This window comes from Streptomyces sp. NPDC051738 (assembly GCF_044453205.1).
GTDB lineage: Bacteria > Actinomycetota > Actinomycetes > Streptomycetales > Streptomycetaceae > Streptomyces.
The window spans coordinates 103805-118786 of sequence record NZ_JBITCM010000010.1; the positions used below are offsets into that span (position 1 = coordinate 103805).

Consider the following 14982-nt stretch of genomic DNA (forward strand, 5'->3'; position numbering starts at 1 on the left):
GTGGGAGGGGTCCCGGTCACCCCGGCGCCGACACGTCCGCCTCGCACCGCAACCGCCGGTCCGGCCCCAACTCCCGCACGGAACCCGTGAGTTTCAGCCGCGCGCTATGCCGTACGTCCGCACTCGACGCCGCCACCCGCAGCTCCAGCGCACCCGGTTCGACCACCCTGCGCCCCGAGCGGTCGGTGAACGACGACAGGTCCGCGTGGAACCGGAACGTCACCCGGCTCGCCTCACCCGGCGCCAACTCCACCCGCTGGTACCCGACCAGCCGCACATCCGGCCGCGTCACCGACGCCACCGGATCGTGCAGGTACAGCTGCACGACCTCCGCCCCCTCGCGGTCGCCCGTGTTGCGGACCGTCACCGACACGTCGTACGAGCCGTCCGTGCCGATCTCCGTGAGGGCCTCGCCGCCGGTGAAGTCCGCCCACTCGAACGTCGTGTACGACCGTCCGTGCCCGAACGCGTACAACGGCGTCGGATCCAGGTTGCTGACCTCCCCGGCCAGGCCCAGCGGCGGCTGAAGGTACGTCCACGGCTGCCCCCCGGGCTCCCGCGGCACACTCACCGGCAGCCGCCCTGACGGGTTCACGCGGCCCGACAGCACTCCCGCCACCGCCGGGCCACCCTCCTCCCCGGGGAAGAACGCCTGGACGACCGCCGCCAGCCGCCCCTGCCAGCGGCCCAGCGCGTACGGTCGGCCGGTGAGGAGGACCAGGACCACCGGGACGCCGGTCGCCACCAACGCGTCGAGCAACTCGCCCTGTGCGCCCGGCAGTCGGAGGTCCGACACGTCGCAGCCCTCGCCGGACGTGCCCCGTCCGAACAGCCCGGCCCGGTCGCCCAGCACCGCCAGGCACACGTCCGCCTCCGACGCCCGCGCCACCGCCTCCTCGAAGCCCGCCGGGTCCGGGTCGGCGACGTCGCAGCCCTCGGCGAAGGTCACCTTGGCGTCGGGGAGTTCGGTGCGCAGGGCCTCCAGGAGGGTCGGGATCTCGATGCCCATCGGCACCTCGGGGTGGTGCGTGAGGACGTGGGAGGGGAAGGAGTAGCAGCCCAGCATGGCCAGGGAGTCCGCCGCGCGCGGGCCGACGACCGCGATCCGGGCATCGGGGGGCAAGGGCAGGACGCCGTCCGGGTTGTCCAGCAGCACCACCGACTCCTCGGCCACCCGGCGGGCCAGGGCGCGGTTCGCGGGGGAGTCCAGGTCGAGGTGCGTCGTCTGCGGCTCCGGGGTCCAGCCCTCGTCCAGGAGGCCGAGTTCGCACTTCTGCAGCAGCACCCGGCGGGCCGCCCGGTCCACCAGCTCCTCCGGGATCTCGCCCGCTCGCACCGCCTCCACCAGCGGTTTCCCGTAGCACTTGAGGGTCGGAAGCTCTACGTCGATACCGGCTGCCAGCGCCGCGTGCGCGGCCTCGGCAGGTGAGCCCGCCACGCGGTGCAGCGTCTGAAGGAAGCCGATGCCGAAGTAGTCGGAGACCACCGTGCCCGTGAAACCCCATTCCGAGCGGAGGAGTTCGCTCAGCAGCGCCGGGTCCGCCGACGCCGGCACCCCGTCCGTCTCGTTGTACGCCGCCATCACCGAGCGCGCCCCGCCCTCGCGCAGCGCCATCTCGAACGGGGGGAGGGTGACGTCCGCGAACTCCCGGACGCCGGCCCGTACCGGTGCCAGGTTGCGTGCGCCCGCCGAGGACGCGTACCCGGCGAAGTGCTTGAGCGTCGCGATGACGCCGGCCGACTCCAGACCCCGTACGTAGGCCGCGCCGATCGTGCCGGTCAGGTACGGGTCCTCGCCGATGGTCTCCTCGACCCGGCCCCAGCGCGGATCGCGTACGACGTCCAGGACCGGCGCGAGGCCCTGGTGGACGCCGGCCGCGCGCAGGTCGGCGCCGATGCGCCGGGCCATCTCCTCGACGAGCGGCGGGTCGAAGCTGGCCCCCCAGGCCAGCGGTACCGGGTAGGCGGTGGCCTGCCAGGCCGTGAAGCCCGCCAGGCACTCCTCGTGGGCCACCGCGGGGATGCCGAAGCGGCCCGACTCGGCGATACGGCGCTGGGCGCGGGCCAGTGCCTGCGCGCCCAGCGCCGGGTCCACGGGGGCGGTGCCGAAGGAGCGGGTGAGCTGGCCGAGGCCGTGGGTGATCAGCTCAGCCCAGTCGTAGTCGGCGGTCATGTCGTGCTGGTGCGGGGCGACGCCCTCGCCGTCCGAGGCGGCGCCCACCCACACGCCGTACAGCTGGGCGGTCTTCTCCTGAAGGGTCATCCGGGAGAGGAGGTCGTCGACGCGTGCGGCGGCGGACAGGGCGGGGTCGCGCCAGGGGGCGGTGGTCATGAAACTCCTGTCGGGGCGATGGCCCACTCGCGAATGTTTCGTTCTTCACCTCGAATGTTCCGGGAACTTAGGTGCGGCGAGAAGGGTTCGTCAAGAGGCCGGGCAGGGATACGATCGCCGCCATGACTGCCCGTGAGCCCGCTGAAACCCGGATGACAGAGTCGGAAAGCCGGTCGACACCGTCGGAAACCCGCACGGCCACCACCGCGGCGCCGACGGCCGGCCGGTCCACACAGACCGCGACGCTCGCCGAGATCGCCCGCGAGGCCGGCGTCTCCGCGCCGACTGTTTCGAAGGTGCTCAACGGACGTGCCGACGTCGCCCCGGCCACCCGCACCCGCGTGGAGGGGCTGCTGCGCGCCCACGGCTACCGGCGCCGGCGTGCCGAGGCGAGCCGCTCGCCCCTGATCGACCTGGTCTTCCACGAGCTGGAGAGCGCGTGGGCGATGGAGGTCATCCGGGGTGTGGAGAACGTCGCCAGGGACGCCGGGCTGAGCGTGGTGCTGAGCGAGAGCGCGGGGCGGCTCACGCCCGGGCGTACCTGGGCCGACCAGGTGGCCGCCCGCCGCCCGCACGGCGTGATCCTCGTGCTGTCCGGCCTCGACGAGTCCCAGCGCGCCCTGCTCACCAGCCGGTCGATCCCGTTCGTGGTGATGGACCCGGCGGGCGACCCGGGCGCCGACGTGCCGTCCATCGGGGCGACCAACTGGCAGGGCGGCCTCGCCGCCACCCGGCATCTGGTCGAGCTGGGGCACCGCAGGATCGGCGCGATCACCGGACCGTCCCGGATGATGTGCAGCCGCGCCCGCATCGACGGCTACCGCGCGGCCCTGGAGACGGCCGGGCTCCCGGTCGATCAGGACCTGATCCGGCCCGGCGACTTCCACCACGAGACCGGCTACCGGCAGGGCCTGGAGCTGCTGCGCCGCCCGGACCGGCCGACCGCCGTCTTCGCCGGCAACGACCTCCAGGCGCTCGGGCTGTACGAGGCCGCGCGTGAGCTGGGGCTGCGGATCCCGGAGGACCTGAGCGTGGTCGGCTTCGACGATCTGCCGGTCGCACGCCTGGTGGGGCCGCCGCTGACGACCGTACGGCAGCCGCTGACGGAGATGGCGGAGGCGGCGGCCAAGCTGGTCCTCGACCTGGCGCGCGAGGAGGGGACGCCGGCGGCGACGCGGGTGGAGCTGGCGACGAGTCTGGTGGTGCGCAGCAGCACGGGGGAGCCTCCGGCGGTTTAGCGGGGAGGCGTGTCGCTGTATCGCGGGAGAGGCGTGTTGCTGTATTGACGGGTGTTTCCCGGCGCCTCACACTGCACCGAAGCCAATCGGTTGTTCAACCGAAACTTTCGGAGGCACCCGCAATGAGATCTCTGAGAACCGGCTTATCCCTGGCGGCACTGGTCACCTGCCTCGTCGCGCTGCTCACGGCGCCCGCGGCGCACGCCGCCGACACGCCCTTGCGCGACCTGGCCGCCGCCAAGGGAAAGGTCATCGGAACGGCCGTCACCGGCTCCAAACTCACCGGCACCTACGGCGACATCGCGGGTCGCGAGTTCAACGCGCTGACCCCCGGCAACGCCATGAAGTGGGGCTCGGTCGAGCCGACCCGCGGCTCCTTCAACTGGGCCGAGGCCGACCAGATCGTCGACTTCGCCGAGGCGCACGGCCAGCAGGTGCGCGGTCACACCCTGGTCTGGCACAGCCAGAACCCGAGCTGGCTGACGAACGGCAGCTGGACCTCGGCCGAGCTGAGCCAGTTGATGAACGACCACATCGCCCTCGAAGTCGGCCGCTACAAGGGCAGGTTGGCCACCTGGGACGTGGTGAACGAGCCCTTCAACGAGGACGGCACCTACCGTCAGACCCTCTGGTACGACGGCCTCGGCGCCGACTACATCGCCCAGGCCCTGACCGCCGCCCGCGCCGCCGACCCGAGCGCCAAGCTCTACATCAACGACTACAACGTCGAGGGCGTGAACGCGAAGAGCACCGCCCTGTACAACCTGGTCAGGTCGCTGAAGGAGCGGGGCATACCGATCGACGGGGTCGGGCTCCAGGCCCACCTGATCCTCGGCCAGGTGCCGTCCACCCTGCAGCAGAACATCCAGCGGTTCGCCGATCTCGGCGTCGACGTGGCGATCACGGAGCTGGACATCCGTATGCAACTGCCCTCGGACAGCGCCAAGCTGACGCAGCAGGCCGCCGACTACAAGGCGGTCATGAACGCCTGCCTCGCCGTGTCCCGCTGCGTCGGCGTCACGGTCTGGGGCTTCACCGACTCCGACTCCTGGATCCCGGGCACCTTCCCGGGGCAGGGCGCGGCGACGCCGTACGACGAGAACTACGCGCCGAAACCGGCGTACTACGCGATCGCCGAGTCGCTCGGGGGCGGCACGACGACACCACCGCCCACGGGCGCGTGCACGGCGACCTACAGCGTCGGCAACCAGTGGAACACCGGCTTCACCGGGCAGGTCCGGATCGCCTGCTCGGGGGCGGCCCTGTCGTCCTGGAAGGTGAGCTGGACCTTCGGCGCGGGGCAGCAGCTCACGCAGGCCTGGAACGCGAGCTGCACACAGTCGGGGGCGACGGTCACCTGTTCCAACGCCTCGTACAACGGGACGGTTCCCGACGGCGGTTCGGTGACCTTCGGGTTCAACGGGTCGTGGAGCGGAAGCAATCCGGTGCCGACGGTGACGCTGGGCTGATCCCGGGCTGATCCTGGGCTGAGAAGTCTGAGATTTTCCGAAGAAAACCGGGTCTGGCGTTCCTGCCCGTAATAATTCGGACTTACGTTCCCTCCGTGACTGGACGAGACTCGAACGGGAACGAGAACGGGGACGACGGCAGACGAGCGGGCCGGCGGTCGCGGGTGCTCAAGACCGCCGGCCTGATCCTCGCGGGCGCCCTGGTGCTGGGCCTGGGGACGGCGGGCTGGGCCTACTGGCACCTGAACGACAACATCACGAGCGTCGACATCGACAGCGCCCTCGGCGACAACCGCCCGCAGCGGGCGATGACGACACCGGCGCCCTCGGCGACCGAGTCCCCCCTGCCCACGGGGTCGCTGAACATCCTGGCCCTGGGCTCGGACTCGCGCAGTGGCGAGGAGAACCAGGAGCTGGGCGGCGGCAGCAGCACCGGCGCCCGCTCCGACACCGCGATGGTGGTCCACATCGACGCCGGCCGCACGGAGGCGACGGTCGTCAGCATCCCGCGCGACACCCTGGTCACCCGCCCGTCCTGCCCCCTGTCGTCGGGCGGTTCGACGGAGGTGGCGTACCGCACGATGTTCAACAGCGCGTACGCGATCGGCGGACCCGTCTGCGCGGTGGCAACGGTCGAGTCCCTCACCGGCATCCGCATGGACCACTACATCGAGATCGACTTCTCGGGCTTCGCCAAGCTGGTGGACGCACTGGGCGGCGTCACGGTCACGACGGACGAGGACATCGACGACGAGGACAGCCACCTCCAACTGGAGGCGGGCACCCATCACCTGGACGGCGCGCAGGCACTGGCCCTGGCCCGCACCCGGCACGGCATCGGCGACGGCAGCGACCTGGGCCGCATCGGCCTGCAACAGAAACTGGTCAAGGCCCTCCTGGACCAGATCTCCACCGCCGGCCTCCTCACCGACCCGGCCCGGCTCTACCAGGTCGCCGACGCGGTGACGGGCAGCCTCACGACGGACACCGGGCTGGACTCGCTGAGCGAGCTGATGAGCCTCGGGCAGAGCCTGAGCGCGCTGTCGTCGGACGCGGTGCGCACGGTGACGATGCCGGTGGTGCCGGCGGCGTCGGATCCCAACCGGGTGGTGGCGGAGGAGCCGGAGGCGGGGGAGTTGTGGGAGTCGCTCCGGTAGGAGTGCGTGGGTTCGCGTACGCCTGAGGTGACTCCGCGCGCCCACCATGAGCACGTTCACCTCCTGTGCGGGGAGGGGCGCGGCGAGTTCCGCACGGCCATGATTCAGGTGTGCTTCGGGGGCCGTTGAGAAGAGCGCGTGCGCGCCGGCGCCTCGTCCGCGACGGCCTCTTCGCCGGCGTCGGACTGGGGGCGACCGGCCTCGCCGTGGGGATGATCCTGAGTGGGAAGGCCGAGACTCTGGCCACGGTGGCCGGGCTGCCCGTGGGCCTCGCCTCGCTGCTGATGGCCCTCGCGGACTTCTTCCGCCAGGAGCCGACGGCGCCCGACCCGGCGGCGTACGCCGACGACCTCGCGCGCACGCTCAGGGCGCAGTGGCTGGAGGAGGCGGAGGCCAGGCGGCTGCGCGACCCCCGGGTACTGCCCCTCGCCTGGACGGCGACGGCCCGAGAGGTCGCCGACGAGTCGCGTACACGCGCACCCGGGTCGGTGGGCGGCAGAGTGGTGCGGGTTCATCTCGACGGTCGGCTCACCGGGCGATTCGAGGAGGTGACCTCCCAACTCGCCAGGGGCTACGGCCAGTTGGCTCAACGCAGGCTGGTCGTCATCGGTGAGCCCGGCGCGGGCAAGACCGTACTCGCGATGCTGCTGACCCTGGGACTCCTCGACACCCGCGCGCCGGGAACCCCCGTCCCCGTCCTGCTCCCGGTGTCCTCCTGGGACCCCTTGCGTGAGCGCCTCGACGACTGGATCGTGCGCTCCCTCGCCGTCCCGCACTACAGCGGCCGTGAGGAGATCCCGCGCAGCCTGCTGGCCCATGGCCTGCTGCTCCCCGTACTCGACGGTCTCGACGAGATCCCCGAGTCCGCCCGGCGCGGTGCCATTCGTGGCATCAACCACGCCATCGGCGGCGAGCGGCCCGTCGTGGTCACCTGCCGCGCCGTGGAGTACGAGGAACTCATCCGCGGCGGCGCCCCGAGGCTGCGTCAGGCGCCGGTGGTGGAGGCGTTGCCGGTGCCTCCCGAGGACGTCGTCGGATATCTCCGGGACACGGAGTGGCCTCAGGGCGTCGTGTGGGACGGGGTCGTGGCCCGCCTGCGCACGGAGCCGGACGGGCCGCTGGCGGAGGCACTGTCCACACCGCTGATGGTGACCACGGCCCGGCTGGTGTACCAGCGCGGTGGCACACCCGAAGAACTCCTCGACCGAGAGGCGTTCGACTGCCGGTACGCGGTCGAGGACCACCTCACCCACCGGGTGGTCGACGCGGTGTACGCCCCCGACACACGGCTCCCCGAGGACGCGGAGGCGCCGCAGCGCTGGCGCCCCGAGCAGGCGCGGCGCTGGCTGACGTACCTGGCGGGCTATCTGCACGACCACCGCGAACGGGACCTGAACTGGTGGCTGATGGGCGGGCGGCTGCTGCCGACCTGGGCCGGGCCTGTCGCCGGGCTGGTGTTGGGGCTGCTGGTCGCGCTCGGGGCTGCGGTGTGGGTGGCTGTGACCGAGGGGCTGGATCGCGCCCATGAGACCGGCTCGGTGGCCGCTCTGACGCTGGCGATCGGCGGGGGGTTCGCAGTGGGCGGATCCGTCGTCTGGTACGCGGTGGGCGATCCGCTGCCGGGACGGCTGTACTGGTCGCTCCGAGGCTCGCGGAAGCGGCTGCGGCGAGGTTTCCGCAGCGGTGTGGTGCTGTGCCTCGCCGTTGTCCTTCCGGTGGGCGGGGCTGTCACCCTCGTCCATATTCTCGGTTCCACGCTGGGACCGGGGACGCTGCAAGGCGCCGAGGCGGTCGCCGCGTGGCTGACGATCTGCCTCGCGCTGAGCGTTGTCACGGGGCTGTCCCTGGCCACGCACGGCTGGCTCAACGCGCCCCCGTCCCGGTCGACTCAGGTGAGCCCCGCGAACTCCCTGGCCCAGGACCGAGGGTCGGCTGTGTCCGGAGCGCTGATGAGCGGCTTGGTCTTCGGCGCGACCGGGCTGCTTGGGCTGCAGGCGGGGCTGCTGGGCGGAGGCCTCGTCTTTCGCATGGCCAACGGGTGGCCGGGGTGGCCCAGGGACGGCGAGACCCGGGACTTCGCCACGTATGTGTGGCGGAGTTCGGGAGGGTCATTCGGCTCGGGGCACTTTGGCTACGGCGTGCCGTACGTGCTGCCCGGGACGCTCTTCGCCCTCCTCGTTCTGCTGTCCCGCGCATGGCCCCGCTTCGTCCTGGCCCGTCTCTGGCTCGCCGCGAGCGGCAAGTTGCCTTGGCGGCTGATGGCCTTCCTCGCCGACGCCCGGCGTCGGGAGATCCTCCGGCAATCGGGCGGGGCATACCAGTTCCGCCACATCCGCCTCCAGGAGGCGCTGGCCGCTCGTCCGACGTACGAGGAACCCCGGCTCACGCCCGGGCGGCCCGACTCGGCGGTCGTGCGGCGCCGGGTGGTGCTGGTGGCGGGGGCGGCGGTGGCGGTCACGGGGGCGGGGGCGGTGGTCCGGCACCATGAGGACGAAAGCCTGGTGACGTTTTCGAGGGCGGTGGACACGTCAGTGGGCCCGGTGGTCTTCCATCCGAAGACGAACGAGGTGTTCTGGGGAGATTGGGAGGGTGCGGTCTGGTGGGGCAGTGTTCCCACGGGACATGACCGGCTGCTGGAACCACCTCGTCTGGTTCGTGACAGCAAGACAGGTGAACCGAAGGACCGGGCAGTCACGTCCATGGCCTTCCATCCGGACGGCAAGATCCTCGCCGTCTACCGTGCCGGAGAGATGCAGCTCTGGGATGTGGGGCAACAGCCGCCGCGGCGGCTGCCTGCCGGGGGGAACGGCGCGGTCGGCAAGCTGACCTTCAGCCAGGATGGTGAGTACCTCGCCGGGCTGAGCTACGGCGACCCGGACGACGACTTGTCCACCGTCTTCCTCAGGAGTGTCGACGCCCAGGGCCGGCTCGAGTGGACCGAGCACCGGAAGAAGTGGCGCGAGACGGCGGCCGATGAGGTTGCCTTCCTCGACGGAGGTGAGCTGGGGGTCCTGGCCGGGAAGCACCTCCGGACGTACCCCGTGCCAGGATTCGGCCAGGGGCGGCAGCTTTTCAAGGTGAAGAAGGAGGTAAGTGCCCGTGGTGCCGGGCTCACCTTGACCACGAGTCGGCAGGGTGACCGTCTGCTGGTGAGAAGTGGCGAGGCCAGTGAGTTGTGGCAGCTGGTATCGAACGAAACGTGGACACCTGTCGCGATGCTCCCCGCCATGTTTAGCGCCGCCTTCCATCCGAGGGACCCCGTGCTGGCCTTCAACTCGGGTGCCGACGGAACGATCGAGCTCTTGTCGATCGCGGCGAAGCCGAAGCCATTGAGAACCCTCCACGGACACATGTCGTGGGTCGACTCCATGGACTTCAGCTCGGACGGCCGCCTACTGGCAACGAGCAGCTACGACGAGACTGTTCGCCTGTGGAAGGTCAGCTACCGCACGTAGCATCGAAGCGGCCCCCCGGCATGTGACACCGCGCGCTACTTCCGCGCCAGCAACCCATCCACCACCGCCCCCAACTGCTCAGCGATGTCGTACCCCCCCTTCATCTCCTCCCACGCCCCCGACAACGCACTCATGCGCGGCAACGCATCCGCGTCCTCCTCCGTGAGGAAGGCAGGAAAGAACGGCCGACGCTCGGGGGCGGCCGCCCGGCGGGCATCGGCCCGCTGGAAGACCAGGGCGCCGTAGACGACGTACCAGATCGTGCGGTAGGCGTGCAGCGCCTGTTCCGGGGTCAGGCCGCAGGCGATCGCCGAGTCGATGATCTCCTCGGGCATCCACAGCGCGTCCTTGTCGGTGAGGTCGCCGAGGCTCAGCACGTCGATGACCCAGTCCACCTCGCTGAGGATCGCGTGCATGTGGACGGCGGTGATGAGGATGCGGTCGCGGGGGTCGGCGGGCAGGGCCGGGCGCGGGAATGTCGCCGCCATGCCCCGCAGGGTGAGCAGCAGCAACTCGTCCTTGTCGCGTACGTGGTGGTAGAGCGCCATCGGCGTCGCGCCCACCTCCTTGGCCACCCGGCGCATGGAGACCGCCTCGACGCCCTCCTCCTGGATGATCCGCCGGGCCACGTCGACGATCTGCTCCGCGGCGATGCGGGGCGGGCGGCCGGCGGTGCGCTTACGGCCCTCCGTCATGCCCTCCGTCATGCCCTCCGCCCGGCCCTCTGAGCTCGGTTTCTCTGCCACGGGGGCCATTCTCTCTGGTTAATTTCTATACGCGTATATTAATCTGCTTCGCATGGTGGATACGGTCAACACGCAGACACGCACTTCCCGTTGGTTACTGCCGGTCCTGCTCACCGTGCAGTTCCTCGTCTCCCTCGACATGTCCGTCGTCAACGTCGCCCTGCCGGACATCCGCACCGGCCTCGGTTTCGACGCCGGTTCGCTGGCCTGGGTCGTCAACGCCTACGCGCTCACCTTCGGCGGACTGCTCATGCTCGGCGGACGGCTCGCCGACGTCGTGGGCCGGCGGCGGATCCTGATCGCCGGCTTCGTCGTCTTCGGCGTGGCGAGCCTCGCCGGCGGACTCGCCCAGGCGCCGGGCCAGTTGGTCGCGGCACGGGCCGTGCAAGGCGTCGGCGCGGCCCTGCTGTCGCCGGTCGCGCTCGCGCTCATCACCGTCAACTACCCGGCTGGTACGGCCCGTTCGCGCGCTCTGGGGATGTGGGGCGCCGCGGGCGCGGCCGGCGGGGCCGTCGGCGTGCTCGCGGGCGGGCTGCTCACCGACTGGTTCGGCTGGCGGTCGGTGATGCTGGTCAACGTGCCGGTGGTGGCCGCGGTCCTGGTCGCCGTACGGCCCGCAGTGCCCGCCGACCAGCGGGGGGCCGGTGGCCGGCCGCGACTCGACGCCCTCGGTGCACTGCTCGTCACCGCCGGGACGTCGCTGCTCGTCCTGGGACTGGTACGCACCGAGACCTACGGCTGGACGGCCTGGCAGAGCCTCGGCGTGCTGGGCGCGGCCGCCGTACTGCTGGCGGCCTTCGCGGTGACGGAGACCCGGGTGAAGCAACCGCTGCTGCGGCTCGGGATCCTCGCCCGTGGGCCGGTCCTCGCGGCCAACGTCTTCGCGCTGCTGATGTCGGCGGGCCAGTTCGCCGCCTTCTACTTCACGTCCCTGTACCTGCAGCAGGTGCTCGACTACGGGCCGACGGCCGCCGGATGCGCCTTCCTGCCGTTCTGTGCCGGAGTCGTGGCCGGCTCGGTGATCGCGGCGCGCACGGTCGGGCGGTACGGCGCCGGGGCGCTGCTGGTGGTGGGCGGGCTGCTCGGGGCGGCGGGGTTCGCGTGGTTCGCGGCGGCGATGGCGGTGGACGGCGGCTTCCTGCTCTCCGTCCTCGGCCCGTCGGCGGTCGCCAGTGTCGGCATCGGCATGTGCTTCGTACCGCTGGGCACGGCGGCCACGACCGGGGTCACCCCCGAGGAGACGGGCGTGGCGTCGGGTCTGCTCAACACCTCGCGGCAGGTGGGCGGGGCCGTGGGGCTCGGGGTGCTGGTCACGGTGGCGGCGAGTGCGGGGGACGGGGCGGAGGGGGCGCAGGGACTGGTCGACGGCTACGCGGCGGCGTACTGGGTGGCGACCGGGCTGCTGGCGGTGGCTGCCGCGGCCGCCGGGTTCCTGTACGGAAGGGGCGCCCTGCCTGCGCAAACGCCGGCCGGAGAAGAATCTTCGAAGAAAAACGGCGAGCGTGTCGATCCGGGAGTCGCCCGTTCGACGCAGGGGTGAGAGGCCGGGAAGGAGAGGCCGGGAAGACCCCGGTCACCGATCCTGGGCCCCTGAGACCCCGAGGAGTCACCATGCCCCGTTACCTGTCCCTCGTCCGGATCGACGAGTCCACCGCGCCCGCCGAGGGCCCCAGCCCCGAGCTGATGCAGCGCATGGGTGAACTGCTGGAGGAGATCACCAAGGCCGGCGTCATGCTCGACACCGCCGGGCTCACCCCGTCGGCGCAGGGCACCCGCGTGCACTGGGACGGCGCGAAGACCTCCGTCACCGACGGGCCCTTCACCGAGTCCAAGGAGGTCATCGGCGGCTACGCGATCATGCAGTGCAAGGACAAGGCCGAGGCGCTGGAGTGGGCCTCGCGGTTCCTCAAGGTCCACGGGGCGGAATGGCAGGTCACCTGTGAGGTGCGGGAGATCGCCGAGGGCTGATCCGCTCTCTCCGCCCTCCTTGGATCCACGGCCGTACAGGTGTTGCATGGTGGGCTGTGAAGCCGCAGCCCACCCCAGACACCGGCGCTACCGGTACCCCGGACGACCCGACAGCGACCATCGAGACCGTCTTCCGCATCGAGTCCCCGCGCGTCATCGCCGCCGTCGCCCGCACAGTGCGCGACGTCGGCATCGCCGAGGAACTCGCGCAGGACGCGCTGGTCGCCGCACTGGAGCAGTGGCCCCGGGACGGCGTCCCCGACAACCCCGGCGCCTGGCTGATGGCCACCGCCAAGCACCGTGCCGTCGACCTGATCCGCCGCCGCGAGAACTACGCCCGCAAGCTCGCGGAGATCGGCCGCGACCTGGAGACGACCGCACCGCCCGAGGAGCCCGCCGCCCACTACGACCCCGACGCCATCGACGACGACCTGCTCCGCCTGGTCTTCACCACCTGCCACCCGGTCCTGTCACCGGAGGCCCGCATCGCGCTCACCCTGCGCCTCCTCGGCGGCCTGACGACCCCGGAGATCGCCAGGGCCTTCCTGACCCCGGAAGCGACGGTCGCCCAGCGCATCGTCCGCGCCAAGCGCACGCTCGCCACGAAGAACATCGCCTTCGAGGTCCCGTACGGCCCCGACCGCGAGGCCCGCCTCGGCTCGGTCCTGGAGGTCATCTACCTGATCTTCAACGAGGGCTACGCCGCCACGGCCGGCGACGACTGGCTGCGCCCGGCCCTGTGCGAGGACGCGCTGCGCCTGGCCCGCGTACTGTCCGGGCTGATGCCGAAGGAGCCCGAGGCGCACGCCCTGACCGCCCTTCTCGAATTCCAGGCCTCCCGCACGGCGGCCCGCACCGGCCCGTCCGGCGAACCGGTCCTCCTCAAGGACCAGAACCGCACCCGCTGGAACCGCATGCTCATCGCCCGCGGCATCAAGGCGCTGTCCCGCGCCGACGCCACGGCCACCGGCGCCCCCGGCCCGTACGCCCTCCAGGCCGCCATCGCCGCCTGCCACGCGCACGCGTACAGCTACGCGGAGACGGATTGGAAGACCATCGCCACCCTGTACGGCCTCCTCGCCGCCCGATCCCCTTCCCCCGTGATCGAGTTGAACCGTGCGGTCGCCGTCTCGATGGCCGAGGGCCCGGAGCCCGCACTGCGGATCGTCGACACGATCGCCGCCGAACCCGCCCTCCGCACCTACCACTTGCTACCGAGCGTGCGCGGCGATCTCCTCGCCCGTCTCGGCCGTACGGCGGAGGCGAGGGCGGAGTTCGAGCGGGCGGCGGAGCTGACGCGGAACGCGCGGGAGAGGGAGCTGCTGCTGCGCCGGGCGGCGGAGAGCTCGTGAGTCAGGACTGCGGCGCAGCCCTTGTGACTCAGGCCGGGCGCCCCACCAGCATCGTCGGCGCCCCCGCCACCCGCGTCAGAAACACCGTCGCCGAGTTCGGCCCCTGAGGCCTGACCTTCTTCCGCAGCTCCTCCGGCTCGACGGCCGACCCCCGCTTCTTCACGGTCAGCGTGCCGACCTCCCGCTCGCGCAGCAGCGCCTTCAACTTCTTGACGTTGAAGGGGAGTTGATCGGTGATCTCGTACGCCGTCGCGTACGCGGTCGGCCGCAGTTCGTCCGCCGTGACGTACGCGATGGTCGCGTCGATCAGTCCGCCGTCCAGGTGATCAGCCACCTCCGCGACCAGATGCGCCCGGATGACGGCGCCGTCGGGCTCGTACAAGTACCGCCCGACGGAACGGACTTCAGGGTCGGGGAGATGACGGGACAGCAGCGAGCGCGGCCCCGGCAGCAGCGTGGCCCGCACCGCCCCGGGCTCCGTCCCGAACCACAGCACCGCCTCCTTCACATCGCCACCGTCCGAGATCCACTCGGCTTCGGCGTCGTCGGGAATCGCCTCATGGGGAATGCCCGGCGCGATCTTCAGTGCGGCACGGGGCGCCTTCCGCGCCGCCTCCACGGCCCAGGACAACGGTGGCGAGTACGCCTCGGGATCGAAGATCCTCCCGCGCCCGCCCCGTCGCGCGGGGTCGACGAACACGGCGTCATAGCCACCCGTGTCCACCCCCACGACATCCGCCTCCCGCACCTCCACCAGTTCCCCGAGCCCCAGCGCCTCGACGTTCGCCCGCGCCACCGCGACCGTCACCGGATCCCGGTCCACCGCCAGCACCCGGACCCCGGCCCGCGCGAGCGCGATCGCGTCGCCCCCGATCCCACAGCACAGGTCGGCGACCGAGCGCACCCCCAGCTCCCGCATCCGCCCGGCCCGATACGCGGCCACGCTCGCCCGCGTCGACTGCTCGACCCCGTGGGGCGTGAAGAACATCCGCCCCGCGTCCACCGCCCCGAACTTCGCCACCGCCCGCTGCCGCAGCCGAGCCTGCCCGAGCGCCGCCGACACCAACTCGGCCGGATGCTCGCGGCGCAGCCTTGTGGCGACGGCGAGTTCACCGGCGGGGTCGGTGTCACGCACGACGTCGAGGAGGGCGCGGCCCTCCGGGGTGAGGAGGGAGGAGAAGGAGGCGAGGTCGTTCACCGACTCATTGTCGGCCAGGCGGTGGGGCGCCTGCTCATCGTGGGTCGGATCGGGGGTCTGCCTGGTC

At 71.6% G+C, this 14982-nt stretch carries 10 protein-coding genes; 7 read left to right on the forward strand and 3 right to left on the reverse strand.

The window, feature by feature from the left end; translation table 11 throughout:
• Positions 1-16: 16 nt before the first annotated feature.
• Positions 17-2332: a glycoside hydrolase family 3 N-terminal domain-containing protein gene (locus ACIA8X_RS24010; protein WP_399459051.1), complete on the reverse strand. Its 2316-nt coding sequence runs from the start codon at positions 2330-2332 to the stop codon at positions 17-19.
• Positions 2333-2454: 122 nt separating this feature from the next.
• Here ACIA8X_RS24010 and ACIA8X_RS24015 point away from each other — a divergent pair, with 122 nt between their 5' ends.
• The 4 genes from ACIA8X_RS24015 to ACIA8X_RS24030 all read left to right on the forward strand — a co-directional run bounded on the left by ACIA8X_RS24015 (position 2455) and on the right by ACIA8X_RS24030 (position 9651).
• Entirely contained in the window at positions 2455-3570 is a 1116-nt protein-coding gene (locus tag ACIA8X_RS24015; RefSeq protein WP_399459052.1) for a LacI family DNA-binding transcriptional regulator, read from the forward strand.
• Between the two features lie 122 nt (positions 3571-3692).
• Positions 3693-5039, forward strand: coding sequence for an endo-1,4-beta-xylanase (locus ACIA8X_RS24020; RefSeq protein WP_399459053.1), 1347 nt, complete (start codon positions 3693-3695; stop codon positions 5037-5039).
• A gap of 95 nt (positions 5040-5134) precedes the next feature.
• Complete coding sequence (locus tag ACIA8X_RS24025; RefSeq protein ID WP_399459054.1) at positions 5135-6196, forward strand: LCP family protein; 1062 nt, start codon at positions 5135-5137, stop codon at positions 6194-6196.
• A 125-nt stretch (positions 6197-6321) separates the two neighbouring features.
• Positions 6322-9651, forward strand: coding sequence for an NACHT and WD40 repeat domain-containing protein (locus tag ACIA8X_RS24030; RefSeq protein WP_399459055.1), 3330 nt, complete (start codon positions 6322-6324; stop codon positions 9649-9651).
• A gap of 35 nt (positions 9652-9686) precedes the next feature.
• On the opposite strand, the gene ACIA8X_RS24035 is transcribed toward ACIA8X_RS24030, so the two are convergent.
• Entirely contained in the window at positions 9687-10406 is a 720-nt protein-coding gene (locus ACIA8X_RS24035) for a TetR/AcrR family transcriptional regulator (protein WP_399459056.1), read from the reverse strand.
• A gap of 43 nt (positions 10407-10449) precedes the next feature.
• Between ACIA8X_RS24035 and ACIA8X_RS24040 the strand changes: the two genes are divergently transcribed.
• The 3 genes from ACIA8X_RS24040 (at position 10450) to ACIA8X_RS24050 (ending at position 13717) form a co-directional block, all read left to right on the forward strand.
• The gene (locus ACIA8X_RS24040; protein ID WP_399459057.1) at positions 10450-11937 is read left to right on the forward strand and encodes an MFS transporter; all 1488 of its coding nucleotides are present in this window, start codon (positions 10450-10452) and stop codon (positions 11935-11937) included.
• Between the two features lie 71 nt (positions 11938-12008).
• The gene (locus ACIA8X_RS24045) at positions 12009-12365 is read left to right on the forward strand and encodes a YciI family protein (RefSeq protein WP_393453375.1); all 357 of its coding nucleotides are present in this window, start codon (positions 12009-12011) and stop codon (positions 12363-12365) included.
• Positions 12366-12421: 56 nt separating this feature from the next.
• On the forward strand, positions 12422-13717 hold the full coding sequence (locus tag ACIA8X_RS24050) for an RNA polymerase sigma factor (RefSeq protein WP_393453378.1): 1296 nt from the start codon (positions 12422-12424) through the stop codon (positions 13715-13717).
• Positions 13718-13745: 28 nt separating this feature from the next.
• Here ACIA8X_RS24050 and ACIA8X_RS24055 read toward each other — a convergent pair whose 3' ends face one another.
• The gene (locus tag ACIA8X_RS24055) at positions 13746-14915 is read right to left on the reverse strand and encodes a methyltransferase domain-containing protein (RefSeq protein ID WP_399459058.1); all 1170 of its coding nucleotides are present in this window, start codon (positions 14913-14915) and stop codon (positions 13746-13748) included.
• Positions 14916-14982: the final 67 nt, after the last annotated feature.

Excerpts from the sequence above, each read along its gene's own strand:
- ACIA8X_RS24045 (WP_393453375.1), top strand. The coding sequence starts at position 12,009 with ATGCCCCGTTACCTGTCCCTCGTCCGGATCGACGAGTCCACCGCGCCC.
- ACIA8X_RS24020 (WP_399459053.1), top strand. The coding sequence starts at position 3,693 with ATGAGATCTCTGAGAACCGGCTTATCCCTGGCGGCACTGGTCACCTGC.
- ACIA8X_RS24010 (WP_399459051.1), bottom strand. The coding sequence starts at position 2,332 with ATGACCACCGCCCCCTGGCGCGACCCCGCCCTGTCCGCCGCCGCACGC.
- ACIA8X_RS24015 (WP_399459052.1), top strand. The coding sequence starts at position 2,455 with ATGACTGCCCGTGAGCCCGCTGAAACCCGGATGACAGAGTCGGAAAGC.
- ACIA8X_RS24035 (WP_399459056.1), bottom strand. The coding sequence starts at position 10,406 with ATGGCCCCCGTGGCAGAGAAACCGAGCTCAGAGGGCCGGGCGGAGGGC.
- ACIA8X_RS24040 (WP_399459057.1), top strand. The coding sequence starts at position 10,450 with ATGGTGGATACGGTCAACACGCAGACACGCACTTCCCGTTGGTTACTG.